23 protein-coding genes and 1 riboswitch are annotated in these 26,971 nt (G+C 63.5%); of the genes, 14 read left to right on the forward strand and 9 right to left on the reverse strand.

Annotation, left to right across the window (positions count from 1 at the left end; translation table 11 throughout):
- Positions 1-204: hypothetical protein (locus ACE3PR_RS15715; RefSeq protein ID WP_374373779.1), on the forward strand; the 204-nt coding region annotated here is incomplete at its 5' end.
- 57 nt (positions 205-261) lie between these two features.
- On the opposite strand, the gene ACE3PR_RS15720 is transcribed toward ACE3PR_RS15715, so the two are convergent.
- Positions 262-1,416, reverse strand: a complete 1,155-nt coding sequence (locus ACE3PR_RS15720; protein WP_374373781.1) for a sensor histidine kinase — start codon at positions 1,414-1,416, stop codon at positions 262-264.
- Between the two features lie 207 nt (positions 1,417-1,623).
- Positions 1,624-1,872: riboswitch (cobalamin riboswitch) on the forward strand.
- Between the two features lie 30 nt (positions 1,873-1,902).
- Between ACE3PR_RS15720 and cobU the strand changes: the two genes are divergently transcribed.
- Genes cobU through ACE3PR_RS15745 form a run of 5 tightly spaced genes read left to right on the forward strand, consistent with a single transcriptional unit; the run spans position 1,903 to position 9,380 of the window.
- Positions 1,903-2,466, forward strand: coding sequence for a bifunctional adenosylcobinamide kinase/adenosylcobinamide-phosphate guanylyltransferase (gene cobU / locus ACE3PR_RS15725; protein ID WP_374373783.1), 564 nt, complete (start codon positions 1,903-1,905; stop codon positions 2,464-2,466).
- Positions 2,467-2,490: 24 nt separating this feature from the next.
- Positions 2,491-3,543 (forward strand): cobalamin biosynthesis protein CobW, encoded by a 1,053-nt coding sequence (cobW, locus tag ACE3PR_RS15730; protein WP_374373786.1) that lies wholly within the window; start codon positions 2,491-2,493, stop codon positions 3,541-3,543.
- Between the two features lie 3 nt (positions 3,544-3,546).
- Complete coding sequence (gene cobN, locus ACE3PR_RS15735; protein ID WP_374373788.1) at positions 3,547-7,284, forward strand: cobaltochelatase subunit CobN; 3,738 nt, start codon at positions 3,547-3,549, stop codon at positions 7,282-7,284.
- Positions 7,281-7,901, forward strand: coding sequence for a cob(I)yrinic acid a,c-diamide adenosyltransferase (cobO, locus tag ACE3PR_RS15740; RefSeq protein WP_374373790.1), 621 nt, complete (start codon positions 7,281-7,283; stop codon positions 7,899-7,901). Before cobN ends, cobO begins: the two co-directional genes overlap by 4 nt.
- A 15-nt stretch (positions 7,902-7,916) precedes the next feature.
- Positions 7,917-9,380 carry a cobyric acid synthase gene (locus ACE3PR_RS15745; RefSeq protein ID WP_374373793.1) on the forward strand — a complete coding sequence of 488 codons (1,464 nt, stop codon included), beginning with the start codon at positions 7,917-7,919 and terminating at the stop codon, positions 9,378-9,380.
- Positions 9,381-9,631: 251 nt separating this feature from the next.
- On the opposite strand, the gene ACE3PR_RS15750 is transcribed toward ACE3PR_RS15745, so the two are convergent.
- Positions 9,632-10,666: a zinc-dependent alcohol dehydrogenase gene (locus ACE3PR_RS15750; RefSeq protein ID WP_374373795.1), complete on the reverse strand. Its 1,035-nt coding sequence runs from the start codon at positions 10,664-10,666 to the stop codon at positions 9,632-9,634.
- Between the two features lie 189 nt (positions 10,667-10,855).
- Here ACE3PR_RS15750 and ACE3PR_RS15755 point away from each other — a divergent pair, with 189 nt between their 5' ends.
- The 6 genes from ACE3PR_RS15755 to ACE3PR_RS15780 all read left to right on the forward strand — a co-directional run bounded on the left by ACE3PR_RS15755 (position 10,856) and on the right by ACE3PR_RS15780 (position 16,585).
- A complete protein-coding gene (locus ACE3PR_RS15755) occupies positions 10,856-11,638 on the forward strand; it encodes a LuxR C-terminal-related transcriptional regulator (RefSeq protein ID WP_374373797.1) in 783 nt (260 codons plus the stop codon).
- Between the two features lie 142 nt (positions 11,639-11,780).
- The gene (locus ACE3PR_RS15760) at positions 11,781-12,971 is read left to right on the forward strand and encodes a PotD/PotF family extracellular solute-binding protein (RefSeq protein WP_374373799.1); all 1,191 of its coding nucleotides are present in this window, start codon (positions 11,781-11,783) and stop codon (positions 12,969-12,971) included.
- Positions 12,972-13,153: 182 nt separating this feature from the next.
- The gene (locus ACE3PR_RS15765; RefSeq protein WP_374373801.1) at positions 13,154-14,254 is read left to right on the forward strand and encodes an ABC transporter ATP-binding protein; all 1,101 of its coding nucleotides are present in this window, start codon (positions 13,154-13,156) and stop codon (positions 14,252-14,254) included.
- Positions 14,251-15,123, forward strand: coding sequence for an ABC transporter permease (locus ACE3PR_RS15770; protein WP_374373804.1), 873 nt, complete (start codon positions 14,251-14,253; stop codon positions 15,121-15,123). The genes ACE3PR_RS15765 and ACE3PR_RS15770 overlap by 4 nt, the downstream gene beginning before the upstream one ends.
- The gene (locus ACE3PR_RS15775; protein ID WP_374373807.1) at positions 15,123-15,953 is read left to right on the forward strand and encodes an ABC transporter permease; all 831 of its coding nucleotides are present in this window, start codon (positions 15,123-15,125) and stop codon (positions 15,951-15,953) included. Before ACE3PR_RS15770 ends, ACE3PR_RS15775 begins: the two co-directional genes overlap by 1 nt.
- 59 nt (positions 15,954-16,012) lie before the next feature.
- A complete protein-coding gene (locus ACE3PR_RS15780) occupies positions 16,013-16,585 on the forward strand; it encodes a hypothetical protein (protein WP_374373810.1) in 573 nt (190 codons plus the stop codon).
- Between the two features lie 2 nt (positions 16,586-16,587).
- On the opposite strand, the gene ACE3PR_RS15785 is transcribed toward ACE3PR_RS15780, so the two are convergent.
- The 6 genes from ACE3PR_RS15785 to cysP form a co-directional block, all read right to left on the reverse strand.
- Positions 16,588-18,072 (reverse strand): tripartite tricarboxylate transporter permease, encoded by a 1,485-nt coding sequence (locus ACE3PR_RS15785; RefSeq protein ID WP_374373813.1) that lies wholly within the window; start codon positions 18,070-18,072, stop codon positions 16,588-16,590.
- A gap of 4 nt (positions 18,073-18,076) precedes the next feature.
- The gene (locus ACE3PR_RS15790) at positions 18,077-18,577 is read right to left on the reverse strand and encodes a tripartite tricarboxylate transporter TctB family protein (protein WP_374373816.1); all 501 of its coding nucleotides are present in this window, start codon (positions 18,575-18,577) and stop codon (positions 18,077-18,079) included.
- Complete coding sequence (locus tag ACE3PR_RS15795) at positions 18,574-19,557, reverse strand: Bug family tripartite tricarboxylate transporter substrate binding protein (protein WP_374373819.1); 984 nt, start codon at positions 19,555-19,557, stop codon at positions 18,574-18,576. Before ACE3PR_RS15795 ends, ACE3PR_RS15790 begins: the two co-directional genes overlap by 4 nt.
- Before the next feature lie 173 nt (positions 19,558-19,730).
- On the reverse strand, positions 19,731-20,582 hold the full coding sequence (gene cysW, locus ACE3PR_RS15800) for a sulfate ABC transporter permease subunit CysW (protein ID WP_374373821.1): 852 nt from the start codon (positions 20,580-20,582) through the stop codon (positions 19,731-19,733).
- Positions 20,579-21,454 carry a sulfate ABC transporter permease subunit CysT gene (gene cysT / locus ACE3PR_RS15805; protein WP_374373823.1) on the reverse strand — a complete coding sequence of 292 codons (876 nt, stop codon included), beginning with the start codon at positions 21,452-21,454 and terminating at the stop codon, positions 20,579-20,581. Before cysT ends, cysW begins: the two co-directional genes overlap by 4 nt.
- Before the next feature lie 10 nt (positions 21,455-21,464).
- Positions 21,465-22,490: a thiosulfate ABC transporter substrate-binding protein CysP gene (gene cysP, locus ACE3PR_RS15810; RefSeq protein ID WP_374373825.1), complete on the reverse strand. Its 1,026-nt coding sequence runs from the start codon at positions 22,488-22,490 to the stop codon at positions 21,465-21,467.
- Positions 22,491-22,862: 372 nt separating this feature from the next.
- On the opposite strand from cysP, the gene ACE3PR_RS15815 reads away from it, so the two are divergent.
- Together ACE3PR_RS15815 and ACE3PR_RS15820 are read left to right on the forward strand one after the other, a co-directional pair.
- Complete coding sequence (locus ACE3PR_RS15815; protein ID WP_374373827.1) at positions 22,863-23,096, forward strand: antitoxin; 234 nt, start codon at positions 22,863-22,865, stop codon at positions 23,094-23,096.
- A 4-nt stretch (positions 23,097-23,100) separates the two neighbouring features.
- Entirely contained in the window at positions 23,101-23,499 is a 399-nt protein-coding gene (locus tag ACE3PR_RS15820) for a type II toxin-antitoxin system VapC family toxin (RefSeq protein ID WP_374373829.1), read from the forward strand.
- A gap of 784 nt (positions 23,500-24,283) precedes the next feature.
- Here ACE3PR_RS15820 and mutS read toward each other — a convergent pair.
- On the reverse strand, positions 24,284-26,896 hold the full coding sequence (gene mutS / locus ACE3PR_RS15825; RefSeq protein ID WP_374374015.1) for a DNA mismatch repair protein MutS: 2,613 nt from the start codon (positions 26,894-26,896) through the stop codon (positions 24,284-24,286).
- Positions 26,897-26,971: the final 75 nt, after the last annotated feature.

The raw sequence follows: 26,971 nt of genomic DNA on the forward strand, positions 1-26,971 counted from the left end.
GGTTTCCGCAGTCTTGGTTTCCGCAGTCTTGGTTTCCGCAGTCTTGGTTTCCGCAGTCTTGGTTTCCGCAGTCTTGGTTTCCGCAGTCTTGGTTTCCGCAGTCTTGGTTTCCGCAGTCTTGGTTTCCGCAGTCTTGGTTTCCCTGGGATCTTTATTTTGGCGCATGATTTTCCGGTTCCAGTCATTACCAATGTACCTAGGTAACGAATTGGCGTCAAGCTGACTGACCAGAGACTGACCGCGGATATCTTGGGGCTGTGGCTAGGGCTGCTGCCGCGGCAGGCGGATGGTGACGCGGGTGCCGATGTTGGGGGTGGAATCGATTTCGAATTCGCCGCCATGGAGTTCCACCAGCGAGACGACGATGGGGAGGCCGAGGCCGGTGCCCACCTGGGCATAGGGGCTTTCGGTCACCACCTGGCCGAAGGGCTGCAGGGCCACCTCAAGCTGTTCCTGCGACATGCCGATGCCGGAATCGGCGACATCGAGCACCAGTTCATCTCCCTGAATCTCGGCGGTGGCGACGACGGAGCCGCCGGCCAACGTGAACTTCACCGCATTGGTGAGGATGTTGAGCACGATCTGGCGCAGGCGCAGGCGGTCGGCATCGATGGTGAGATCGTGATGGCCGAGATCGACCGTCACCTGCACGCCGCGCCGTTCCGCAAGCGGTGCCACCAGCGGCAGGCAGGAACGCACCAATTCCTTCACGTCGACCGGCTCGGTCTTCAATTCCATGCGCCCGGCTTCGACTTTCGAAAGATCGAGAATATCATTGATGAGAGCCAGCAAATGCGCACCTGCGTCGTGAATGTTCTGGGCATAGTTCTGATAACGTTGCGTGCCCGCGGCGCCGAAGAGATCGTCGGCGATGATTTCCGAGAAACCGAGAATGGCATTCAAGGGCGAACGCAATTCGTGGCTCATCCGGGCCAGGAAATCGCTCTTGGCGCGGTTGGCGGCGATCGCCACCTGTTGCTGGCGCTGGAGTTCGCGATTGAGGAGCTGCGTTTCGGCCGCCTGCGCGCGCAATTGATCCGTCGCCTGCGCGATCTGCGCCTCACGCGATTTCTGCTGCGTGATGTCGACGATGGAGGAGAGCAGCGAGGGCTCGTCCTCCATCAGGATCGGCGTCGCGGAGAGCAGGCCCCAGAAACGGCGACCGCTCAGTGAGACGAATTCGATCTCGCGGTTGACGACGGCGCCGGTCTCATCCAGTTCCTTGAGCATGCCCTCGCGGGCGCGTTGATCGGCATAAAAGGCCCGGGCGAACAGCGGCAGGTCGGTCGCCTCGCCTGGCAGGTCGAAGAATTTGCGCGCCGCCGAATTGAAGAACAACACTGCGCCGCGGTCGCGGGTCGTGATCGCGATCGGCGAAGCGACGCTTTCCAGCAGCACAGCATCGGCGCGCGTCATGCTCGCCACCGCGCGCTTGCTGGGTGATGCGCTCGCCGGCTCACTGGGGCCCTGCGCGGTCAATGCCGCCTGGCAAGATTGTGTGGCTGCCTTCATCGCAGACGAAGTTAGATTTTTGTCGGGTCCGGAGTCCGAAATAAGTTATTCTAAAATCATACCAATATGTGAGTTTGAGAAATAGTGCGCATGTGACGCAGTCTAAACCGGTGCTGGAAATGCCCGGCCGCTTTCGATAGGTTGACGCCCGATCGCAAGGAGGGAAGCCGGTGCCTCGTCTCGCCATGATAAGGTGAGTGATCATTCCGGCGCTGCCCCCGCAACTGTAGGACCGTGATCCCAAATCGTCTTCGGGATCGGCTTGCCGGATCATCATGCCACTGGCCGCGTGCGGCTGGGAAGGCGATCCGGTCTGCATCGGTCGAGCCAGGAAACCTCGGCGGTCATCGATTTTTCGGCAACGACCTCGGAGGGAGGTTTCGCGCCATCATGGCTCGACCCTTGTCTACAGGCACCGGCCTATCCGGCTTGATCACGCCTCTGCCGGCGGTAACGCTGGTGCTGGGCGGCGCGCGTTCGGGCAAAAGCGTTCACGCCGAATCCCTCCTCGACACCCATACCGGGCGGCGGGTCTACCTCGCCACGGCCGAAATCCGCGACGACGAGATGGCGGCGCGCGTGAAGCTGCACCGCGACCGGCGCGATCCCGATTGGGGCCTGGTAGAGGAGCCTCTGGCGCTTCCCGATCGGCTTGTGGCGGAAACAGAGAAGGGAGCGGCGGTCCTGGTGGATTGTCTGACACTCTGGCTCAGCAATGTGATGTTGGCGGAACGCGACGTCGATGAGGCATGTGCCGCCCTCGACGCGGCCCTCGGCCAATGCGGCGGCCCCGTCATTCTGGTCGCCAACGAAGTCGGCCTCGGTATCGTGCCGGACAACAAACTGGCGCGCGCTTTCCGCGACCATGCCGGCCGTCTCAATCAGCGCATGGCGGCCCGGGCCGACCATGTCGTCTTCATCGCCGCGGGTCTCCCGCTGACGCTGAAGGCTTGAAAGCTCAAGGATAAGGATCAGATCATGTCAGCCAGCACCGGCAAAATTCCCGCCACCATCGTCACCGGCTTTCTCGGCGCGGGCAAGACCAGCCTCATCCAGCATCTCCTCAAGAATGCCGGCGGCAAGCGCCTCGCCCTCATCATCAACGAATTCGGCGAGCTCGGTGTCGATGGCGAAATCGTCAAGGGCTGCAAGATCGAAGGCTGCCCGGAGGAGAACATCGTCGAACTGGCCAATGGCTGCATCTGCTGCACGGTGGCCGACGATTTCCTCCCCACCATGAAGGCGCTGCTCGACCGCGCTTTGCCGCCCGATCACATCGTCATCGAGACCTCGGGCCTGGCACTCCCCAAGCCGCTGGTGAAGGCCTTCAACTGGCCGGAGATCCGCACCCGCGTCACGGTGGACGGCGTCATCGCCGTGGTGGATGGCCCGGCGGTCGCCGCCGGCCGCTTCGCCGATGATCCGCTGGCCGTGGATGCGATGCGCAAGCTGGATGACGGGCTCGATCACGACAGTCCCCTGGCCGAGCTTTTCGAAGACCAGATCAATTGCGCCGATCTCATCATCGTCAACAAGGCCGACCAGATGTCGGGTGCCGAGCACGAACTGGCCCAGGCCCATATCATCAAGGAATTGCAGCGCCCGGCCAAGATGATTACCGCCCGCTTCGGTGAAGTGGATCCGCGCGTGCTGCTGGGTCTTGATGCCAAGGCCGAGGACGATCTCGCGGCCCGTCCCTCGCATCACGAATTGGAAGGCGAGGATCACAATCACGACGATTTCGAAAGCTTCCATATCGACGTGCCGGAACTCGGCGCGCCGCAGGATCTGCTGGCCCTGCTCGCCCCCACGATCGAGCGCCACGACATTCTGCGCGTCAAAGGCTTCCTCGCCGTCGCCGGCAAGGATATGCGCCTGGTGCTCCAGGGTGTCGGCAACCGCCTGCAGCATTATTACGACCGCCCCTGGGAAAGCCGCGAAGGCCGCCGCGGCCAGATCGTCATCATCGGCCTCAAGGGCCTCGACCGCGCCGCCATCACTGCTTCGCTCAAAGCGCCGATCGCAGCCTAAGATATGCATCTCCTCGCCGCCAAACCCGGGACCATCAGCGATGGCGGCGAGGCCGTCGATCTCGGCCAGTCACCGGCCGAGATCGTGGTGCTGAGCGCGGCGGATACCGAACTCGCGGCACTGGCCGCCGCCTATGCCAATCTCCCCGAACCCAAGCCGAGCTTGCGCCTCGTCAATCTGCTGCAATTGCAGCATCACATGTCGGTCGATCTCTATCTCGATCAGGTGATCGCCGATCCCAAGGCCCCGGCAAAGCTGGTCATCCTCCGCCTCATCGGCGGCGAGCGCTACTGGCCCTATGGCGTCGAGCAATTGCGGTCGGTCAGCGTGGCGCGCGGCATCCAATTCGCCTGCCTCTCCGGCGATGACCAACCTGATTCGGAGCTCGCGCGCCATTCGACGATTGCCGAGGACGCAGCCCATCGCCTGTGGCAATACCAGGTCCATGGCGGCCAGGGGAATGCGCAGGAATTCCTGCGCTACGCTGCAAGCCTCATCGGCTACGACATGGTCTGGGCCGAGCCGCGCCCGCTCTTGCGCGCCGGCCTCTACTGGCCGGGTGCGTCCGTTCTGGGGCTGGAGGATCTGGCGTCACATTGGCTGGCAGGCGCCCCCGTGGCCGGCATCGTCTTCTACCGCGCGCTCCTACAGGCGGGGACACTCGCCCCCATCGACGCGCTCATCACATCACTGCAGGCGCGCGGGCTCAACCCGCTCCCTGTTTTCGTCAATTCGCTGAAGGAAGCGGCCGCTGCCGATCTCATTCGCGATCTCTATGCAGCAGCCGCGCCCGACATCACCCTCAATTGCACCGGCTTTGCGATCTCGCAGCCGGGTGCCGCTCATTTCTCGACGCCCTTCGACGGTGCCGATCACCCGGTCCTGCAGGTGGCGCTCTCCAGCGAATCCGAAACGCAATGGGAAGAGGGCACGCGGGGCCTCAGCCCGCGCGATCTCGCCATGCAGGTGGCTCTTCCGGAACTCGACGGGCGCATCCTTGCGCGTGCCATCTCGTGGAAATCGGCCGCGCGCTATGACGAAGCGACGCAATGCACCATCGTGGCGCCGATGCCGCGCGCCGACCGTGTCGCCTTCACCGCCGATCTTGCCGCCAATTGGGTGAAGCTGCGCCGTGCCGAGCCGGCCGCGCGCAAGATCGCCCTCGTGCTGGCGAATTATCCCAACAAGGATGGCCGTGTCGGCGCCGGCGTCGGCCTCGACACGCCCGCCGGCACGATTGGAATCCTCCGGGCGCTGCAACAGGCGGGCTATGTCCTCAGCAACATCCCGGCCGATGGCGATGCGTTGATGCAGAGCCTGCTCGCCCGCGCCACCGGCCAGCACCGTCTCACGCGCGCCGCTTACGAATCCTTCTTCGCGACATTGCCGGCAAAGATCCAGCAGGACGTCACCGCGCGCTGGGGCGTGGCCGAGGCGGATCCACATTTCAGCAACGACGCCTTTCAAGTGCCGCTCCTTGATCTCGGTGGAATCCTGGTCGGCATCCAGCCCTCGCGCGGTTACGGCATCGATCCGGTCTCGACCTATCACGATCCCGATCTCGTGCCGCCGCATTACTATTTCGCGTTCTATGCCTATTTGCGCGAAAGCTTCGGCGCCCATGCCTTCATCCATATGGGCAAGCACGGCAATATGGAATGGCTGCCGGGGAAGGCGCTCGCCCTTTCCGCGCAATGCTATCCGGAAGCTATCTTCGGCCCGATGCCGCATCTCTATCCCTTCATCGTCAACGATCCCGGCGAGGGCGCGCAGGCGAAGCGCCGTGCGCAGGCGGTCATCATCGATCACATGACGCCGCCGCTGACGCGTGCCGAAAGCTACGGCCCCTTGCGCGACCTCGAACGCCTGGTCGACGAATATTTCGAAGCCAGCCAGGTCGATCCCCGGCGCTGTCTGGATTTGAAGCGCCAGATCCTGGAGCTTGCACAATCATCGGGTCTTGCCGCCGATTGCGGTGTGCTGCCGACCGACGATACCGATACGGCGCTTGCCAAGCTCGACAACCATCTCTGCGAGTTGAAAGAGGCGCAGATCCGCGACGGCCTCCACATTTTCGGCCGCCCCCCCGATGGCGCCATGCTCGACGAATTGCTGGTGGCGCTCACACGTCTGCCGCGCGGGAAGGGCGAGGGCGGCGGTCAGTCCCTCATCCGCGCGCTGGCAAGTGATCTCGCCCTCGGGATCGATTTCGATCCCCTCAATACGGTATTGGGCGAAACCTGGCGCGGCCCCAAACCAGCGGCACTCGCCGCGATCTCGTCCGATCTCTGGCGCCTCGCCGGCGACACGGTCGAGCGTCTGGAACTGCTCGCTCTGGCGCTGGTCTCCGGCAAACAATCGCCCGACCCCGCCTGGACCAATACCCGCGCCGTTCTCGCTTTCATCGCCGACGACCTTCGCTTGCGCGTGCAAGGCTGCGGCGCATCCGAGATCGCCAATCTGCTGCGCGGGCTCGATGGCCGCTTCGTGCCGCCGGGACCCTCGGGTGCCCCCACGCGCGGTCGCCTTGATGTGCTGCCCACGGGGCGCAATTTCTTCTCGGTCGATACCCGTTCGGTGCCGACCCAGACCGCCTGGGCGCTTGGCTGGCAATCGGCGCTCCTCGTCCTCGAACGTCATCTCCAGGAACACGGCGCCTGGCCCAAGGCGATCGTGCTTTCCGCCTGGGGGACCGCCAATATGCGCACGGGCGGCGACGACATCGCTCAGGCTTTGGCCTTGATGGGTGTCAAACCCACTTGGGATCCTGGTGGATCGGGCCGCGTTGCCGGCTTCGAGATCCTGCCGCAGACCGTGCTCGGCCGCCCGCGCGTCGATGTGACCTTGCGCGTCTCCGGCTTCTTCCGCGATGCCTTCCCGGCCCAGATCGATCTCTTCGATTCCGCGTCACGCGCGGTCGCCGATCTCGACGAGCCGGATCATCTCAATCCCTTGGCCGCCCGTGTCCGCGCCGAGCGCGCGGCCCTCATCGCCGAGGGTGTGAGTGCGCCGGAAGCCGCGCGCCGTGCCGGCTACCGCGTCTTCGGCTCGAAGCCCGGGGCCTATGGCGCCGGTCTCCAATCATTGATCGACGAAAAGGGCTGGCAGGAAACCGGCGATCTGGCGCGCGCCTATCTCGCCTGGGGCGGCTATGCCTATGGCGGCGGGACGGAGGGCGAGGCACAACAGCAAAGCTTCGCCCAGCGATTGACCGGTGTCGAAGCGGTGCTGCACAACCAGGATAATGCCGAACACGATCTTCTCGACAGCGACAATTACTGGCAGTTCGAAGGTGGCCTCGCCGCGGCGGTGACGCATTTGACCGGCAAGCGCGCCGTGGTCTGGCATAACGATCATGCCCGCCCCGAAGCCGTGAAAGTGCGCGCCCTCGACGAGGAAATCGCGCGCATCGTGCGGGCTCGCGTGGTCAATCCGAAATGGCTCAGCGGCGTGATGCGCCACGGCTACAAAGGCGGCTCGGAAATGGCGGCGACCGTCGATTATCTCTTCGCCTTCGCCGCCACCGCCCATTGCGTGGCCGACCATCATTTCGACGCGGTCTACGCCGCCTATCTCGATGACGAGAACGTGCGCGGCTTTCTGGAACGACACAACCCGGCGGCGCTCCGCGAGATCGCCGATCGGATGCTGGAGGCGCAGACACGCGGCCTCTGGCAGGCAAAATCAAACTCGGCCGGCCTCAAATTGCAGGCCTGGTCGCAAGGGAGCGAAGCGGCATGAACACGGAAACCGAGAGCGACGATCTCAACTTGAAGGCCAATGAGAAAGCCGCGCGGCGCAAGGAAGCGCGCGACCGCATGATGGCCTCGAAGACCCAGGAAAAGGGCCTCATCATCGTCCATACGGGGAAGGGCAAGGGCAAGTCGACGGCGGCTTTCGGCATGGTCCTCCGGTGCCTCGGCCATGGCAAGAAGGTGGGCGTCGTCCAATACATCAAGGGGAAATGGGATACCGGCGAACGCGTCGTGCTCGAGAAATTTCCCGACCTCATCGAGATCAAGGCCCTGGGCGAAGGCTTCACCTGGGAAACCCAGGATCGCGCCCGCGACATCGCCTTCGCCCGTGCCGCCTGGGATGAATCGAAGCGCATGATGAATGACGAGAGCTTCGATTTCGTGCTGCTGGACGAAATCAACATCGCCTTGCGCTACGATTATCTCCCCATCGATGAGGTGCTGGATTTCCTGAAAGCCAAGCGCCCGAATCTCCATGTTGTCCTTACCGGCCGCAACGCCAAGGACGAGCTCATCGCCATCGCCGATCTGGTGACCGAGATGGAAATGGTGAAACACCCCTTCCGCGACGGTGTCAAAGCCCAAGCGGGGGTCGAGTTCTAGGTAGAGTATCCAGCCATGACTCCCGCCATCATGTTCCAGGGCACCGGCTCGGATGTCGGGAAGTCGCTGATCGTCGCGGGCCTCGCCCGCGCTTTCACCTTGCGGGGTCTCAACGTCCGTCCGTTCAAGCCGCAGAACATGTCGAACAATGCCGCGGTGACGGCCGATGGCGGCGAGATCGGCCGCGCCCAGGCGCTGCAGGCGCGCGCGGCCCGCGTCCCCTTGAGCGTCCACATGAATCCGGTGCTCCTCAAGCCGCAAAGCGATGTCGGCTCCCAGGTCATCGTCCAGGGCAAGATCTTCGGCAACGCCAAGGCGCAGGATTACCATCGCCTCAAACCGACACTCCTCGGCGCCGTGCTGGAGAGTTTCCAACGCCTCGAAGCCGAGGCCGATCTCGTGCTGGTGGAAGGGGCCGGCTCGCCGGCGGAAGTGAACTTACGCGCCGGCGACATCGCCAATATGGGCTTTGCCGAGGCGGCCGACGTGCCGGTCGTGCTGGTGGGCGATATCGATCGCGGCGGCGTCATCGCCTCGATTATCGGCACGCTGGCACTCCTGCCCGCGACCGAAGCCGCGCGCATCAAAGGCTTCCTCATCAATAAATTCCGCGGCGACCCGGCGCTCTTTGAAGATGGCATGAAACTCATCGCCGAGAAGACCGGCAAGCCCGCGCTCGGTCTCGTCCCCTGGTTCGCAGGCGCCGACCGCCTGCCGCCGGAAGATGCCGTGGCGCTCGACTCGTTCCAGGTGCAAGCCGGCCGCGCGATCAAGATCGTGGTGCCGCAATTGCCGCGCATCTCGAATTTCGACGATCTCGATCCCCTGCGCGCCGAGCCCGACGTGACCCTGGAAATGGTGCGCCCCGGCCGTGCGCTGCCGGGCGATGCCGATCTCATCCTGCTCCCCGGCTCGAAAGCCACCATCGCCGATCTCCGCGCCCTTTATGATACCGGCTGGGATATCGACATCCGCGCCCATCACCGCCGCGGCGGCAAGGTGCTGGGTCTCTGCGGCGGCTATCAGATGCTGGGCAAGCGCATTGAGGACCCGGACGGCATCGAAGGCCCGGCGGGCGGTATCGACGGCTTGGGCCTCCTCGACATCGTCACCACGCTCACATCAGACAAGACATTGGTTGAAGTGACGGCGATGGTTCCATCCTTCGACACCACCATCCGCGGTTATGAAATGCATGTCGGCCGCAGCGACGGTCCGGACACGGACCGGCCCCTGCTCATGATCGGCAACCGGGCGGATGGCGCCATCTCACAGGATGGCAACATCCTCGGCTGCTATCTCCACGGTTTCTTCGCCGACGATCCCTTCCGCCACGCCTTCCTCAATTCCCTGAAGGCGCGCGAAACCAGCGGCCTCGCCTATGAGCAAGGTGTGGAAACCGCCCTCGACGATCTCGCCGCCCATCTCGAAAAACACGCCGATCTCGACCGGATTCTGGAGATCGCAAGAGCGCGATAGGTATCGTTCTTAAAACGTCATCCCCGGGCGAAGACCCGGGGATCCACTGGTGCAGTTGAGGGAGTGGATGCCCGGCCAAATGGGATCAACGCTGGGCCCGGGCATGACGTCGTATGCGAAAGAGCACCACGCCCCCTGTTGTCATGGCCCGCTTTAGGCGGGCCATCCACGAGTTTGCCGGCGAATGAAGAAAGTCACTCGTGGATCCCCCGGCCAAGCCGGGGGATGACAAGGGTGGTGTTGGCTATCCCCTACGCCAGATCCAGCACCATGCGGCCGACGATCTTGCCGCGGCGCATGTCGTTGAAGATCCTGTTGATCTGGGTGAGGGGCGCCTTCTGGATCTTGGCCTTGACCGCGCCGCGAATGGCGAAATCGACCGCTTCGGCGAGATCCGCGCGGGTGCCCACATTCGACCCGGTGATGGTGAGTTCCCAGGCCGAGATGGCGGCGATCGAGGCGCGCACCTGATCCGCCTTGCCGCCGGGGAGGCCGATATAGGCAACGGTCCCCGCCGGGCGCAGCATGCCGATCGCCTGCTCGAAGGCTTGGGTGGCGACGGCGGTGACGACGGCGCCATGGCTGCCGCCGATCCTCGCCTGGATCTCCGCCACCGGATCGACCTTCTTCGCGTTGACGATCACTTCGGCGCCCAGCTTCTTCGCAAGCTTCAGCTTCTCGTCGTCGACATCGACCGCCGCCACGCGCATGCCCATGGCGACCGCGTATTGGACCGCGATATGCCCCAGGCCGCCGATGCCGATCACCGTCATCCATTGGCCGGGCCGCACTTTGGTGCGTTTCAACCCGCGATAGGTGGTGACGCCGGCGCAAAGGATCGGCGCGATGGCATAAAGATCCGCCTTCTTGGGGAGGCGCGCCACGAAGGCCGCATCCGCCACCATGAATTCGGCATAGCCGCCGGGCTTGCTGTAGCCCGTGGCCTCGGCCGATTTGCAGATCGTCTCCATGCCGGCAAGGCAGAATTCGCAGGTGCCGCAGGCGCTGTACATCCAGGGCACGCCCACGGTATCGCCGAGGCGGAAGCCTTTGACCCCGGCGCCGATCGCCGCCACATGCCCCGCCACTTCATGGCCGGGGATGAGCGGCAGGACCGGGCCCGGATTCCAGTCGCCATCCACCGCATGCACGTCGGAATGGCACACGCCGCAGGCCGCGACCTTGATCAGGATCTCGCCGGCTTTGGGTTGCGGAATCGGCAACGTCTCGATTTTAAGTGGCGTGCCGAGTTTCCGCACGATGGCGGCCTTCATCTTGCCTTGCATGTGTTCTCTGCTCCCCGCATGGATCGATTTGACAGAATTGAAGACGAATCGGCATGCTCCGCCGGCCCTCTCATCCTCGGAGTATAGACCCTGAATCTCACCCGCCCCCATATCTCCAAAGCGATAGCCACCAGCGAGGCCGGCCCGGATTCGCGGCGCCAGATTCCGCTCACCCGCTCGACCCAGGTCTTGGAGCAATGGAACCGGGGCCTTGCCGATCTGCTGGGCATCCTGGGTGAACCCGATTTCGGACCCATCCTCTTGCGCTCGGTCAGGCGCCTCATCGATTTCGATTTCCTGATGGTCTTTGCCTATCAGGGGGACGGGCGGCCCTTGGCGCTGGGCGATACCCTGCCTGAGGCGCAGCGCGAGGTGGTGATCCGTGCCTATTGCGCCGCCCCTTACGTGCTCGATCCCTTCTATCAGCGCGTGGCGGCGGGGGTGCAGCAGGGCTGTTTCCGCCTCCGCGACATCGCCCCCGACCGCTTCCGGCAGAGCGAATATTACCGCAGCCATTACGGCCTCACCGGCATCCGCGAGGAAGTAGGCTTCTATTTCCCGCTGGGCCTGGGTGCCCATGGCTCCATGACGGGGGTCCTGTCGCTGGCCCGTTGGGAGACCTCGCCGATTCTGGGCCGTGCCGATATGGATCTGCTGCAGGCTTTGGCCCCCGCCATCGCGGGTCTCTGCTCGCGGCAATATGCGGATATCGTTCAACCTTTGGGTGGCGCGAAGCACCGCGACGCCAACCAGGTGAAGGCCGCCTATCACGAATTCGGCGCCGAACATCTCTCGGAACGCGAGCGCCAGATCGTCTCGCTCATCCTCCAGGGCCATTCCACCGGCTCGGTCGCCCATCTTCTCGACATCAGTCCCGGCACGGTCAAGGTGCACCGCAAAAACATCTATCGGAAGTTGAACCTCTCCACCCAGGCCGAACTCTTCGCCGCGTTTTTGAGCTTCGTGGGGTAGCTAACTCCCCCCTATCTCCCCGGGGATATCGCCAGTCCCCATCGATTGCGCAATGATCCTCCCGGTCCTGCGGTCGCGGGCATGCGCGCTTGTGCGCCTTCTCTTGCCGATCGGCCGCCAAATCCAAAGGGAGGCTTCAACCATGTCGCAGAAATCCTGGTACAGCGATCTACCCCAATTCTATCAGCGCCAAATTCGAGCGATGGGTCTCGACGATGCCGGCATGAGCCGCCGCCGCCTGCTGAAATCGGCCGGTGCCGCCGCGGGTGTCGCCGCGATGAGCGGCCTTTCCTTCGGCAAGCAGGCCCAGGCCGCCACCTCGATGAGCTATATGTGCTGGGAAGGCTATAACGATCCCCGCATCATCGATCCCTTCAACGCCGCCAACGATACCGACATCTCCTTCGACCTCATCGTCGATTCCCCGGGCGGCTTCGCCAAGCTCCAGGCCGGCGCCTCGCGCGAGGTGGATCTCGTCTCCTCCGACATGCCCTGGATCACCCGCATGGGCCCGGCCGGCCTCGCCATGGAACTCAATCCCGACGATTACGCCGAGGTCTATGCCAGCTTCTACGACCAGTTCAAGCCGCCTTTCGAGCCGCTGCTCAATGAGGGCAAGACCATCGGCGTCGCCACGCGCTGGGGCTGGGTCGGACCTTGCGTCAACACCGACATCACCGATCCCGACGAGTGGAAGTCTTACGATCCGGTCTTCGATGCGAAGAACAAGGACAAGATCTGCGTCATGGATTGGGGCGATTGGCCGATCCTCCCCATGGCGCTCCATGCCGGCATCGATCCCTATCAGGAACTGGATGCCGCCCAGCTCGAGGAAATCCGCAAGGTGCTGCGCGCCATGTTCAAGAACACGCGCACCCTGGTGGCCGACCTCACCCAGGCGCAGAAGGGCCTCCTCGACGGCTCGCTGCTGGGATGCATCGGCGCCGGCTCCTATCTCACCTCGGCCGTCCGCAAGCAGGGCCACAAGAACATCGTCGGACTTGTTCCGGATCCGAAGAATGACCTCAAACAAGGCATCATCTGGGTCGAGGCGACCGCGATCCTCAAGGAAACCGACCAGCCGGAACTGGCGCAGAAGCTCCTGAAGCACGTCGTCTCCAAGGATGCCGGCCACGTCCTCTCGCTTTTGGAGACCACCTGCAACGTGGTCACCAACAAGGCGGTGGAAGAGCTCTACACGGATGAGGAAAAGAGCATCCTGCAGACCGATTACATGTGGCATGCCTGGGACAATTCCCAGATGCACCGCATCGCCCCCAATATCGACGAGATGCTGGCCATCTGGCAGGAAGAACTCGCCAACGCGGGTTGAGGCCTTGGTAATGCCCCCGATCGGCCCTTTGCGGGTCGACCGGGGGCGCTTATTCTCTGAACGGCCCCTGTTGTCGTGGCCCGCGCAGGCGGGCCATCCACGAGTTTGTTGACAAGTGAAGAAGACACTCGTGGATGCCCCGGCCAAGCCGGGGCATGACAAGAATGAATGAAAACACGGACATGACTGGCGATACGATCCTCGACATCCGCGATCTTCGCAAGAATTTCGGTGCCTATCAGGCACTGAAAGGGGTTTCGCTGAAGGTGGCCCAGGGCGAGTTCATCGCGCTGGTCGGCCCCTCCGGCTGCGGCAAGACCACGCTTCTGAAACACATCGCCGGTTTCGAAGACCCGGATGCAGGCGCCCTCGCCATTGACGGCCAGGACATGCTGGGTGTCCCGGCGGCGGCGCGGCCGACCTCGATGGTGTTCCAGAAGCTCGCCCTCTTTCCGCATATGAGTGTCGCCGACAATATCGGCTTTCCGCTGAAATTGCGGAAGGTCGATGCGGGCACCATCGCAAAGCGTGTCCGCGACATGATCGAGCTCATGCAGCTGAAGCCGGAATATCTCACGCGTTACCCGCGCCAACTTTCGGGTGGCGAGCAGCAGCGCGTGGCGCTCGCGCGCTCGATGATCTCGGAACCCAAGCTCCTCCTCCTCGACGAACCGCTTTCGGCCCTCGACGTAAAACTCAAGAAGGTGCTGCAGGCGGAATTGAAGCGCCTCCACCGCAGCGTCGGCGTTACTTTCGTCCATGTGACCCATGATCTCGAAGAGGCGATGATGCTGGCCGATCGCATCTGCGTGATGCGGGCCGGCGAGATTCTGCAGGTGGGCCAGCCCAACGACATCTATTACCGCCCGGCGGACGAATTCGTCGCGGGCTTCATCGGCGATACCAATCTGCTGCCCGTGACGGTGACCAGCCTGGATGGCAATGGCGCCGCCATCACCTCGCCCCAGCTTGTCGCGCGCGACGGCCGCCTGCCGGCGAACCTCGTCGCCAGCGATCTCAAGCCGGAGAACGCCCTTCTCATGGTGCGGCCTGAATTGCTGGTACCCTTGGCACCTGGCGCGCAGGCCGATTTCACCCTCACCGCCAGGGTCACCGAGATCTTCTCCAAGGGCGGCACGGTGCAATACCGCGCCGAACTGGCTGATCAGTCGCCGCTGGTCTTCGAACTGGCCGGCGCTTCCAGCCAGCCGGCGCATCTGGGCGAGACGCTCAGCCTGGGTTTCGATGCCCGCGACATCTATCTCTTCCAGGGCCGCCCATGAGCGCCGTGATCGATCGCTCCTGGCGCGATCCCGAGCTCCTTGCCAAGGCGCTCCCTTCGGTGCTGCTGCAGACCGGCTGCTTCCTGGCGCCGCTCTTGATGACCGTGGCACTCACCTTCCAGCAGACCAAAAATTACCAGCTCAACTGGACCTGGTCGCTCACTGTCTGGATCGACATCTTTTCGAAGCCGCATTACTGGACCATCCTCGGCCATACGCTGCTGATGGCGGCGATCTGCGTTGCGCTTTGCCTCCTCATCGCCTTCCCGGTCGCCTATGCCTTGGCAACCCGGCTCCGCACCTTCCAGAACCATGTGAAGATCCTCATCACCTTTGCGTTTCTGACCGATGCGACGCTGAAGACCTTCGGCTGGGTGCTCTTTCTCGACAAGAACGGTGCTGCCAATTATCTCGCGCGCGGGCTGGGCTTCGAGGGTGAAATGGTCAACATCCTCTTCACCGATTGGGCCACCCTGCTGGGCATGGTCTACAATCTCTTGGCCTTCGCCATTTTCACCATCTATCTCTCGATCGACGAGATCGACCGCTCGCTCATTCTGGCCGCCTATGATGCCGGCGCCTCCAAGTTCCGGGCCTTCTGGGAAGTGACCCTGCCCTTGGCGCGGCCCGGTATCTGGGCCGGTGCCGTGCTCATCTTCCTGCTCGCGGTCGGTGTGTTCCTGGAACCCAAGGTGCTGGGCGGCGGCAAATCGCCGATGTCGGCTGAACTGATCCGCCAGACCTTCGAGACCCGCGTCAACTGGCCCCTGGGTGCCGCCCTCACCATGGTCCTGATGTCGGTCGCGGTCTTCGTCGTGCTGCTCTTCAACCGGGTCTACAACCTCAAGCGCCATATGGGGCCGGCGTGATGGCTTATCCCGCAATCAAACCCTGGCTCGATGCCCGCGCCGAAGCCCGCCTCGCCAATGTCCTGCTCTATGGCGCGACGGCGGCGGTGCTGGTCTTCTTCTATATCCCGATTTTCACCTTGATCGCCTTCTCCTTCCAGGAGGGGCGCTATCTGACATTGCCTTTTGAAGGCTTCTCGCTGCGCTGGTATGGCGAACTTTTCCGCAACGGCAATGCCGGCAACGCGCTCTGGAACTCGACGCTCATTGCCGTGGTGTCGATGATCTTCGCGACCGCGATCGGGGCCCTGGCCGCCATCGTCGCCGTACGCTATCGCTTCCGCTTCCGTATCCCCTTCACCGGCCTTTCGGCGGCACCGCTCGCCTTTCCGCAATTGCTGCTGGGGATCGTGCTGCTGCTCTGGTTCTCGGTTCTGGGGCGCGCCTTCAATTTCAATACCGGCATCGTCACGGCGATCATCGGCCATGTCGTCTATATCGCGCCCTTTGCGATGGTGATCGTCGCCGTTCAGGTGTTCAATTTCGACTCAACCCTCGAGGATGCGGCGCGGGATTGCGGCGCCTCCACCTGGGACGTCTATCGCTACGTCACCTTGCCCTTGCTCTGGCCCGGCATCTTCTCGGCGGCGATCTTTTCCTTCCTCTTGTCCTGGGGGAATTTCTATCTCACCTACAGCCTCGCCGGCTCGACGCGGACGCTCCCCACCTTCGTCTTCTCGGGCATCGCCACCGGTTCCTCACCGCTTTATCCGGCAATTGCCACGGTGGTCTTCGTGCCGGGCATCCTGCTGGTGATCCTTGCTGACCGGATGCGGCGCCGGGTGGCCTAGCCGATCACATTTTCGTTTACGGGCTAGGCTCCAGGCGCAGATCCGGCGCAGAATGGGGCATGCGCATCCATGCTCTTCTGCTGTTGCCCTGGCTTGCCGCCTGTTCGTCCGATTTGCCGCCGGTGCAGCACATGCCCAATCCGGATCTCGCCAGCCCACGCGCCAGCGAACCGGCACCTGTCGCCACGCCGCCGGTTTCGGATTCGATGCCCGAATATGACGGCACGCAAGCCACCATCGCGAACGACGTCATCACCGTGACCGTAAGCGATCCCCTGCCGGCGAAAGCGGCGCGGCTCATGGCACCCGATGGCCAGGTCACGCAAGCCATCGCCATCGATACCGAGCGCCACATGGCGCATGAGGATAACGGTCTGCGCCCCAGTATCGGTGTCGGTGTCGCCGGCGGCTCCAGCAGCAATCTTTCGACCGGGATCGGTATTGGCTTCCCGCTCTTCGGCGCGGGCGAGACCCGGACCTATAGCGTCACCGAAAGCCGCATCACCTTCCGTCTGCCCGACCCGGCGGAATACCGGCGCGACTGGCAGCGTTATGCGATCGCCGTCGATCTTGATGACGGCGTCAACCGCCGCACCTTCCAGATGCTGCCGCCGGCCCCGCCTTCGCCCTGACGCTACGCTGCCTTCCGGCGCCGCAGCAGAATGGGGCCGATGACACAGGCGGCGGCCAGCAGCAGCAGGCCCAGTGAAATCGGCTGGGTGAAGAACACGCTGACATCGCCTTGCGCGATCGCATAGGCGCGGCGGAACTGGCCTTCGGCCATCGGCCCCAGGATCAATCCCACCACCATCGGCGCCACCGGATAATCGAATTGCCGCATCAGGAAGCCGATGACACCGACGCCCAGCAGCAGCCACAGATCGAAGACCGCGTTGTTCAATGAATAGACGCCGAGCATCGAGAAGACCAGGATGCCGCCATAGAGATAGGGCCGCGGGATGAGCAGCAGTTTCGCCCACAATCCCACCAGCGGCAGATTCAAGACCAGCAGCATGAAATTGCCGAGATAGAGGCTGGCGATGAGTGCCCAGACCAAAGTGCTGTTGCCGGAGAACAGCATCGGCCCCGGCTGGATGCCGTATTGCTGGAAGGCCGCCAGCAGGATGGCGGCGGTCGCCGAGGTGGGGAGGCCGAAGCTCAAGAGCGGCACGAGGACACCCGCCACCGCCGCGTTATTGGCGGCTTCCGGTCCCGCCACCGCCTCGATCGCACCCTGCCCGAATTCCTTCGGGTTCTTCGCAAAGCGCTTTTCGGTGAGATAGGAAAGGAAGGTCGGGATCTCGGTCCCACCCGCCGGCAGGCTCCCCAGCGGAAAGCCGATCGCGGTGCCGCGCAGCCAGGGCTTCCAGGACCGCGCCCAATCGCTCTTCGACATCCACAGCGATCCCGTGACCTTGGAAAGCTCGTCGGGGCTCCGCGCCAGGCGGAAGGCGATGTGGAACGCCTCGCCGAGGGCGAACAATCCCACGGCGACCACCACCACGTCGACGCCGTCCAAGAGCGGCAGCAGGCCGAAGGTGAAGCGCGCCTGGCCGGTCTGCGTGTCGATGCCGATAAGGCCGATGGCAAGACCGATGAAGAGGGAGGACATGCCGCGCAAGGTGGAATCGCCCAGGAGCGCCGAGACGGTGACGAAGGCGAGGATCATCAGGCTGAAATATTCGGCCGGGCCGAACAGCAAGGCGATCTTCACCATCAGCGGCGAGACGAAGCTCAACCCGATTGTGGCGATGGTGCCGGCGACGAAGGAACCGATCGCGGCGGTGGCCAGCGCCGGTGCCGCGCGGCCCTTCTTCGCCATCATATGCCCGTCGATCGCGGTCACGATCGAGCCGGTCTCGCCCGGCGTGTTCAAGAGGATCGAGGTGGTCGAACTCCCGTACATGGCACCATAATAGAGCCCGCCGAAGATGATGAAGGCGGCGGTCGGATCGAGGTGATAGGTGACCGGCAGCAGCAGCGCGATGGTGAGCGCCGGGCCGATGCCGGGGAGAACGCCGATCGCGGTCCCAAGCGTCACGCCGAGAAGCGACCAGAGGAGATTGACCGGCGTGAAGGCGACGGCGAACCCGTCGAGGAGGGCTGCGAGTGTATCCATGAGATTAGAACCAGCCCTTGAAGATGCCCGCCGGCAACCGAAGGCCGAGGCCCTTGGTAAAGCCGATATAGACGATGGTGACGAGAATGGCGCCGACCAGCACATGCAGCCAATGGAAACGCCCGGCAAAGCCCCGCGCCGTCAGCACGAAGACCGCGAGGGCCGCCAGCAGGAAACCGAGATAATTATAGGCGGCCGCACCGATCGCCACACCGGCCAGCACCCAGGCGAGTGTCGGGAAATGGCCGGGCGGCAATTCCGCGGGCGCGCCGTCGATGATGGTGTCCTTGTGGGGCGTGCCGCCGCGCCAGACCTGGTAAAGATGTGCCAGGCCCAGGACGACCAGCCCGCCCCCGATCAGAATCGGAAAGAGGCGCGGGCCGAGCGAATCCTGGCCAGGCAGCGCGGTGACGGCGAAGGTGCCGAAGCAAAGCCCCGCGCCGAGCGCCAGCAGGACCAGGCCGATGACCAGGTCCTGCCAGCGGGATCGGTTGAGTGAGATCACGAAACCAGGCCGATTTCCTTGAGGATGGTGGTGATGCGCTCGTCTTCCGCGGTGAGATAGGTGGCGAATTCGTCGCCCGCCATATAGACGTCCATCCAGCCGCGGGTGGCGAGGATCTGTTTCCAGCCATCCGATTTCGCCATCTGGTCGATGGCACCCAACAGGGCGTCGCGGTCGGCCGCTTCCAGATCGCCGGCGGCGAACACGCCGCGCCAATTGGCCAGTTCCACGTCGAGGCCCTGTTCCTTCAGCGTCGGCGCGTCGAGGCCCGGCAGGCGTTCCGGCGAGGAGATGGCAAGGGCGCGGAGTTCGCCGGCCTTGATCTGCTGTTCGAATTCGCCGAGGCCCGAGACACCGGCCGTGACATGGCCGCCAACAATGGCTGCCAAGGCTTCGCCACCGCCCGAGAAGGCGATGTAATTGACCTTGGTGACATCGGCGCCCGCCGCCTTGGCAATGAGGCCGCACAGGATATGGTCGGTACCGCCGGCCGAACCGCCGCCCCAGGAGACCGAGCCCGGATCGGCTTTAAGCTTCGCAGCGAGGTCGCCCATCGACTTCAGTTCCGAATTGGCCGGAACGACCACCACTTCATATTCACCGGTGAGGCGGGCAAGCGGCGTCACGTCCTTCAGGGTCACGGGCGATTTGTTGGTGAGGATGGCGCCCACCATCACCAGGCCGCCGACCAGCAGCTTGCTGGCATCACCCTTGCTGTTGGCAAATTGCGCGAGGCCCACGGTGCCGCCGGCACCGGGCACGTTCTCGACCTGCACGGCTTTCACGATGCCGCTCGCCTGCAGCACTTCCTGGATCGAACGCGCGGTCTGGTCCCAGCCGCCGCCGGGTGCTGCCGGGGCGATCACGGTGAGTTCGTCGATGGCCAGCGCCACGGCCGGCAGCAGGCTGGTGCCGGCAGCGGCCAAAGCGGCAATCGCGCCGCCGGTTTTCAGCGCCTGGCGGCGGGTCAAATTCGTCATGTCATCCTCCCGGTTTAGATGGGCTAAAGTCGCCGGACCACCCCTGGACCGGCATGCCTGCCCGACATTGGAAACGGCAAGACCGGGCGCTCCCCCACCCGAATTGCTGTCGCACACATTACATTCAAAAGCCCCCCGGTCAATGATTCCAGGGGTCAATGATTCCGGGGCGTTTACCGCTGCCGTTCCAGCCACAATTTCGCGATCAGGCTGAGGAGGGCGAGGAGGGTGAGCAAGGTTGCAGCCGCGAAGGCGCCCACGGCCGAATAATCGTTGAACAACAGTTCAATTTGCAAGGGCAGGGTATTGGTCTGGCCGCGGATGCTGCCCGAAACCACCGAGACGGCGCCGAATTCGCCCATCACGCGGGCATTGCACAAAAGGGCGCCATAGAGCAGGCCCCATTTCATGTTGGGCAATGTCACCAGCAGGAAGGTCTTGAACCCGCCGGCCCCCAAGGAGAGGGCCGCTTCTTCATATTCGTTACCCTGCACCTGCATGGTCGCGATGAGTTCGCGCGCGACGAAGGGCGAGGTCACGAACATGGAAGCGAGGAAAATTGCCGGCAGGCTGAACATGATCTGGATGTTGTGGGCGCCGAGGAATGGCCCCAGCAATCCTTGCGTCCCGTAGAGGAAAAGATAGGCGACACCGGCGACGATGGGCGAGATCGAGAACGGAATCTCGATCACGGTGATGAGCAGCTTCTTGCCCTTGAAATCGAACCGGGTGATGCACCAGGCGGCACAAATGCCAAAGGCGATATTGATCGGCACGACCACGATCGCCGCCAGCAAGGTGAGCCAGACCGCGTGCAGCGTCGAGGGCTCGAGGATGGCGTCGAGATAGGCGCCGATTCCAAGCGCCAGCGCCTCGACGAAAATCACGATCACCGGCAGGACCAGCAGCAGGGCCGCCAGCAGAAAGGCAAGGCCGATCAGCGCACGGCGGATGCCGGGCTGCTGGCCGACGCGCTTCTTCGCCTTGGTGGGCGCGTTGTCGAGGGGGATCGCGGCGCCGCTCATGCGTTGCCCCGCACGTAACGGAGATGCCAGAGCTGCACGCCGTTGACGATGAACAGCATGACGAAGGCCGCTGCCAGCATCACCGAGGCCAAGGCCGCCGCCGCCGGATATTCGAATTCCTCCACCCGGATGACGGTGAGGAGCGCTGTGATCTCGGTCTGCATGGGCAAGTTGCCGGCGATGAAGATGACCGCGCCGAACTCGCCCAGGCTGCGGGCAAACGCCAGGGCGCTGCCCGCGATGAAGGCCGGCAGGATGGTCGGAAAAATCACGCGGGCGAAGATCTGCAAATCCGTGGCCCCCAGCATGATGCCGGCTTCTTCCGCCTCCGGCTCCATGTCTTCCAGCACCGGCTGTACCGTGCGCACGACAAAGGGCAGGCTGGTGAAAGCCATGGCGATGACGATGCCGGGCTGCGCATAGGCGACCTTGATGCCGAACGGCGCCAGGAACTGGCCGATCCAGCCATTGGGGGCAAGAAGGGCGGTGAGCGCGATGCCCGCCACGGCGGTCGGCAAGGCGAAGGGCAAATCGACCAGGCCGTCCAGCAGGCGCCGTCCCGGGAAATCGTAATTCACCAGCACCCAGGCCAGCAGCAAACCGATCACCGCGTTCATGATCGTCGCATAAAGGGCCGAACTCAATGTCAATTGATAGGTGGCGATGGCGCGAGGTGATGACACGATCGCCCAATATTCGGGCAGGGTCAGACTGGCGGCTTTCAGGATCAGCGCCAGAATCGGCAACAGCACGATGATCGCGAGATAAGCGATCGTGAGGCCGAAAGTGAGGCCGAAGCCGGGGATGACCCCCCGCTTCAAAAAAGTGTGCCGCCGACGTGACGTCGGCGGCGCATCAGCTACAATACTCATGGACCCGATCTTACTGGTTCACGAAGGCCTGGTCGAGCAATCCACCGCTGGCGAAATGCTCCTTGGCGATCTTCTCCCAGCCACCGAAGACCTCCTCGGCGGTGACCAGTTTCACCGGCGGGAAATTATCCGCATGCTGCTTCATCACATTCTCGTCGGTCACGCGATAGGCGTGTTTGGCGATGATGTCCTGGGCCGCCGGCGTGTAGAGGAAATCGAGATAGGCGGTTGCCACGTCGCGGCTGCCGCGCGCATCCGCCACCTTGTCAACCAGGGCCACCGGGAATTCCGCGAGCAGGCTCTGGCTCGGCGTCACCGCTTCATATTTGTCAGGGCCGAATTCCTTGCGGATGCCCTGCACCTCGGCCTCGAAGGTGATGAGCACATCGCCGATCTCGCGCTCGACGAAGGTGGTGGTCGAAGCGCGGCCGCCGGCATCAAAGACCGGCACATGGGCGAAGATCTGCTTCACGAATTCGGTCGCCTGCGCCTGGTCGCCGTTGAATTTGGCGAGCGCATAGGCCGTGGCGGCGAGATATGTATAGCGCGCATTGCCCGAGGTCTTCGGATTGGGGAAGATCACCTGCACATCTTCGCGGATGAGGTCGTCCCAATCCTTGATGTTCTTCGGATTGCCCGCGCGCACCAGGAACGAGGGCAGGGAATAGAAGGGCGAGGATTTGTTCGGGAACTTCGCCTGCCAATCGGCGGGGATGAGGCCGCCCTTGTCATGGAGGATCTGCACGTCGGTCACCTGGTTGAAGGTGACGACATCCGCCTGCAGCCCTTCCAGGATCGAGCGCGCCTGTTTCGACGTGCCGCCATGGGATTGGTTGATGGCGATCTCGGCGCCCGTCGCCGCCTTCCACTCGGCCTGGAACACCGGATTGAGCTCGGCAAAAAGCTCGCGCCCGACATCGTAGGAAACGTTCAGGATCTCGCTGACATCCTCGGCCTTCGCCTTGACCCCGCCCGCGACCAGCCCGGTCAGAAACAGCGCCACCAAACCGAGACGCGCCAAATTACGCAAAGACATGTGTGATACTCCGTGTCTGAATTCACACAATCTATATTCATCCGCCGGGAATGATTCAAGCAGAACACCTGCGCAATTGGGCGATTTAAACTGGCCAGGCCGTTAAATTTTCTAACAGCCCCAGCCTCCATTATCATTGTCGGCGCAGGCCGACCATCCACGAATTTCTCTCTAATTCACTGATTTAATTCATCTAGAAAAGAGAAGGGGCCGAGGCCACGTCCCTTGTCTTCGGGCCACGACGTAAGGCGATATATTCAACATGAAAAGAACGTTATTCTTAATCACCGGCAAAAGATGGGCGTCGTATTGGCATATGCCTGAGCCTATGCCATATAGGTGACCGATGACCCGCAACCGCAGGAGATTCCGATGCCCGCCGGCCGCCATGTCAGACTCTTCCGGAACGGCCGCAACCAGGCCCTCCGCATTCCGCGCGAATACGAACTGCCGGGCGAGGACGCGATCATTCACAAGGAAGGCGACCGGCTGATCGTCGAAGCGGCCCCCAGCCGGAATCTGCTCTCGCTGCTGGATCGGCTCCCGGCGCTCGACGAGGCCTTTCCACCGATCGAGGATCGCCCCCCCGAGGACGTGAACCTCTAGCGGGATGGCCTATCTCCTCGACACGAACATTCTCTCGCATCTCGTGCGAAACCCCCAGGGCATCGTGCGCGACCGCATCGCTGCGATCGGCGCCGATCAGGTGGCGACCAGCATCATCGTCGCCGCCGAATTGCGCTTCGGTGCCGCGAAACTGGGTTCACCCCGCTTGTCGGCGCAGCTCGATGCCATTCTTCATGCCATCGACATCCTGCCCTTCGAAACGCCGATGGATGTGGTCTACGGCAGCCTGCGGGCAGAGCTTGAGCAATCCGGCATGCCGATCGGCGCCAACGATCTCCTCATCGCTGCCCAGGCCCTCGCCCTCGATTATGTCCTCGTCACCGACAACCACCGCGAATTCGCCCGCGTGACCCGGCTGCGGCTGGAGAACTGGCTGCGGTGAGGCGCGAAGCATAAGTTCCTATTTTGTTCTTGACAAAAGTGCCAGGAATATCGTACTATGAGAATTGCGCGCCGATCTGCAGGTCGAGATTACCCCCTTACCTGAACTAAACCCCTGACCGTCCTTTGGGCCGGTCATCTGGAATCGCTTGGTTGTTTCCCTGGCCGCAAGTCGACCTGTGCCGTGCGTCTCCTGACGGCGGTTTCGGGTTGGCGCAGGGCCGGAAGCCTGCGCGTGGCAGGTTAAAAACACACCCGGTTGGCGGTAAGCCATCCTCGCCGGATCGGCGACGAACACCGATCCCCCACGGGCCTGAGCGGTAGAGGGCTCCCTCGGAGATGCAGGTCTGAGCGCTCCCCCCTGGCCGGTCAGGCGACCGGCTCCTTGTGATGCCCGCGGCAGTTACGGCTGTGAAGGATAACGGGTGTCCCCAGATCCGCGGTGGTCAGCGGATGCCTTGAAGCCGTGGCCGGTGAGCGGCTTCCCCCGGCGCGTCGGGTCAACGCGCCCCCCGGATTCCAGGGTCACGGAATCCCCGAGACCGGACGGGGCCGGTCAACCTGCCCGAGCGATTCCAGATGAGCGGCAAGTGAGACGAGAGTGAGACGGAGAGGGGAATGAAAAGAAGCGGAGAAACGACGCGATGGAACACTCAATCTCTTCTCTGTCATTCCCGCGAAAGCGGGAATCCATCTATCCAGCAACTCGATCCATGGATCCCCGCTTTCGCGGGGATGACAGTGAGGTGCGCACGCCTGAGCGAAAGACAAACTGAGCGGCGCGCCTATTCCTTCAACAACCCGCGCAATCGGTAGAGCTGTTCCAGCGCCTCTTTCGGCGAGAGCTCATCGGGGTTGAGCGCCTTCAAGGCATCCTCGACGACACTCTCCGCCTGGATCGCGGCCGCCGCCGGGGCCTGCACCGAGAAGAGCGGCAAATCGTCGGTGAGGCGGGCGAGGGCACTGGCTTGGTCGCCGCGTTCCAGCGTCGAAAGCACTTCCTCGGCGCGGTGGATCGCGGCGGCGGGAAGGCCGGCCAGTTTCGCCACATGGATGCCGTAGGAACGGTCGGCCGCACCCGGGCCGATCTCGTGGAGGAACTTCACCTCGCCCTGCCATTCCATCACCCGCATCGTATAGGGCTTCAACGACTGAAGGCGCGCCGAGAGATGGGTGAGCTCATGGTAATGGGTGGCGAAAAGCGCGCGGCAGGCATTCACTTCATGGAGATGCTCCAGGCACGCCCAGGCGATGGAAAGACCGTCGAAGGTCGCGGTACCGCGGCCGATTTCATCGAGGATGACCAGCGAGCGCGGTGTTGCCCGGTTGAGGATCGCCGCCGTCTCCACCATCTCGACCATGAAGGTCGAGCGCCCGCGCGCGAGATCGTCGGCTGCACCCACCCGGCTGAACAACCGGTCGACGATGCCGATCCTTGCGCGCCTCGCCGGCACGAAACTCCCCATCTGCGCGAGGATCGCGATGAGCGCGTTCTGCCTGAGAAAGGTCGATTTACCGGCCATGTTGGGGCCGGTCACCAGCCACAGGCGCCGCTCATTCGAGAGGTCGCAATCATTGGCGACGAAGCCGCCACCTTGCGCGCGCGCGAGGGCCGCTTCCACCACCGGATGGCGGCCGCCTTCAATGACGAAATCCACGCCCTCGTCGATCTCGGGCCGTACCCAATCCCCTTCGCGGGCGCGCTCGGCCAGAGCGGTTCCGACATCGATGAGGGCGAGGGCGGCAGCGGCTTTGGCGATCGGTTCCTGACGCTGCACGGTCTCGGCGACCAGATCCTCGAACAGCTTCAGCTCAAGCGCCAAGGCGCGGTCGCCGGCATGGACGATCTTGCTTTCCAGTTCCGCGAGTTCCCCGGTCGAGAAGCGCATGGCATTGGCCATGCTCTGGCGGTGAATGAAGCGCGCATCCCCTTTCAGCTTCTCGGCATGCTGCGGGGCGATTTCGATGTAATAGCCGATGACGTTGTTGTGCCGGATCTTGAGCGCGGAAATGCCGGTCTCGGCTTTGAGCCGCGTTTCCAATGCCACGATCAGCGAGCGCGAATCTTCCTTGAGGCCGCGCAGCTCATCCAGCTCGGCCAGATAGCCGGGTGCAATAAAACCGCCATCGCGGGTGAGGAGCGGCAATTCCTGCTTGAGCGCGCGGGCGAGGCGCGCCACCAGTTCGTCGTGATGGCCGAGATCGCTCACCGCCGCGCGCAGCAGATCGGGCAGCGCGGCAGCGCCCAGGGAATCGACAAGCGCGCGGAAATCGGCGGTGGCGGCAAGCCCGTCGCGGATCGCCGCCAGGTCGCGGGGGCCACCGCGACCTGCCGTGAGGCGCGAGAGGGCGCGTTCGAGATCGGGGACGCGGCGCAAGGCCTCGCGGAGATCCTTGCGGAGATCGTCTTCCGCAAAAAGGAGGCCCACGAAATCGAGCCGCGCATTGATGGCATCCCGCGCGGTCAAAGGGGCGGCCAGCCAATCGCCCAGCAAGCGCCCACCACCACCGGTCAAGCTGCGGTCGATCGTGGCAAGGAGGCTGTCCGCCCGCTCGCCCGAAAGATTGCGCGCGAGTTCCAGATTGCGCCGCGTCGCCGCATCAATCTCCATCAGCGCGCCGTCGAGCACCTGACGCGGTGCCGAGAGGCGCGGGATACGGCCCTGTTGCGTAAGCTCGACATAGTCAAGGACCGCGCCGGCCGCCGCCACTTCGGCGCGGGTGAAACTCCCGAAGGAATCAAGGGTCGCGGTGCCGAGGAAGTTCTGCAGGCGCTTCTTTGCGTTGTCGCTGTCGAAACGCGCGGAAGGGAGCGGCGAGAGTTTCAGTTTGTAATCGGCGAAGATCTCGAAGAGAGCGGGCTTGGCCAGCAGCCGGTCGGGCAGCAGGATCTCGGTCGGATCGAGCCTGGCGAGGTTGGCGGCAAGATCCCGCTCGCCCACCTTCTGGATGAAGAAGCTCCCGGTCGAAATGTCGACCCAAGCGAGGCCCATCTCGCCGCCGGCCTCGGCGAGGGCGCAGAGGAAATTGTGCCGCCGCGCTTCCAGGAGCGCATCCTCGGTGAGCGTACCCGGCGTCACGATCCGCGTCACATCGCGCCGCACCACCGATTTCGCGCCGCGTTTCTTGGCCTCCGCCGGGTCCTCCATCTGCTCGCAGACGGCGACCTTGAAGCCCTGGCGCACCAGCTTCGAGAGATAGGCTTCATGGGCATGGGCGGGGACCCCGCACATGGGGATATCGTCGCCGGCATGCTTGCCGCGCTTGGTCAGCGCGATATCGAGGGCGGCCGAGGCTTTGACCGCATCCTCGAAGAACATCTCGTAGAAATCGCCCATGCGGTAGAACAGCAGCGCATCGGGATGCTGGCGCTTGGCGGCGAGATACTGCGCCATCATCGGCGTCGCATCCGCCGATTCCTTTGCCCAGGAGGGTTTTTCCGGGGAGGGCAAGTCCGAAGGTGTTTCTAGGGA

The sequence above is a fragment of the Dongia sp. genome, from assembly GCF_041909655.1.
Taxonomy (GTDB): domain Bacteria; phylum Pseudomonadota; class Alphaproteobacteria; order Dongiales; family Dongiaceae; genus Dongia.